Source organism: Mesorhizobium sp. M7A.F.Ca.US.002.01.1.1, assembly GCF_004022955.1.
In the GTDB taxonomy this organism is placed as follows: domain Bacteria; phylum Pseudomonadota; class Alphaproteobacteria; order Rhizobiales; family Rhizobiaceae; genus Mesorhizobium; species Mesorhizobium ciceri.
Window position 1 is genome coordinate 1 of sequence record NZ_RZQE01000907.1, and the last position, 1142, is coordinate 1142.

Consider the following 1142-nt stretch of genomic DNA (forward strand, 5'->3'; position numbering starts at 1 on the left):
ATGTAATAGGGACCCCATTCGTCGGTAAGCGAGGTCAGCTGCGCGTTCGGCGCGAACTTGATCATGTCGGAGGACTGGCCGAAGCCGTGCAGCTTGCGCTCCTCGGCCACCTGCAGGGCAGCGGTCGAATCGGTGTGCTGGACGATAATGTCGGCACCCTGGTCGAACAGCGCCTTGGCGGCGTCGGCTTCCTTGCCCGGATCGAACCAGGAATTCACCCAGACGATCTTGGCCTTGAAGTTCGGGTTGATCGACTGCGCGCCGAGCATGAAGGAGTTGATGCCCATCACCACTTCCGGGATCGGGAAGGAAACGATGTAGCCGGCAACGCCTGCCTTCGATTCCTTGGCGGCGATCTGGCCGAGCACATAACGGCCTTCATAGAAACGCGCATTGTAGATGCCGAGATTGTCAGATGTCTTGTAGCCGGTGGCGTGCTCGAACATCACCTTCGGGAATTTCTTGGCGACCTTCACTTCCGGGTCCATGAAGCCGAAGGAGGTGCCGAAAATGATCTTGCAGCCTTCGCGTGCCAGGCGCTCGAAAGCGCGGTCGGCGTCGGGGCCTTCCGAGACGTTTTCAAGATAGGCGGTTTCGACCTTGTCGCCGAGCGCCTTCTCCACTTCGAGACGGCCCTGGTCGTGCTGGTAGGAATAGCCAAAATCGCCGATCGGGCCGGTGTAGACCCAGCAGGCCTTCAGCTTGTCCGCGGCCTCGGCCGTCGCTGCCAGCGACATGGCGGCGGTCGTGGTCATCAGGGCAATAAGCAGTTTTTTCATCGTGTTACCTCTCTGAGTTAGCCTTGGAGCTTCCCGTTTGTTTTTGTTGTCAACGATCCGGAACGAATGGCTGCCCCAAGGAAGCCGGCGTGTTCATCATCGTCAGACGCTTGTTGCGCGAGATTAGAACGAGAACCACGACGGTTGCCAGATAGGGCAGCGAAGAAAGGAACTGTGAGGGCACTGGAATGCCAAAAGCCTGTGCATGAAGCTGGCCGATCCACACCGCGCCGAAGATGTAGGCGCCGGCCAGCACCCGCCATGGCCGCCAGGAGGCGAACACCACCAGCGCCAGCGCGATCCAGCCGCGGCCGGCGCTCATGTTCTCCACCCATTGCGGCGTGTAGACCAGCGAGAGATGGC

The 1142-nt window shown here is 60.2% G+C and carries 1 protein-coding gene and 1 pseudogene; both read right to left on the reverse strand.

Annotated features, from left to right (window positions below; all coding sequences use genetic code 11):
* Positions 1-779 (reverse strand): BMP family ABC transporter substrate-binding protein (locus EN932_RS36635; protein WP_164890867.1); only part of this gene is annotated, 779 nt, incomplete at its 3' end.
* Between the two features lie 49 nt (positions 780-828).
* Positions 829-1142, reverse strand: a pseudogene (locus EN932_RS36640) (ABC transporter permease); the annotation flags it as partial.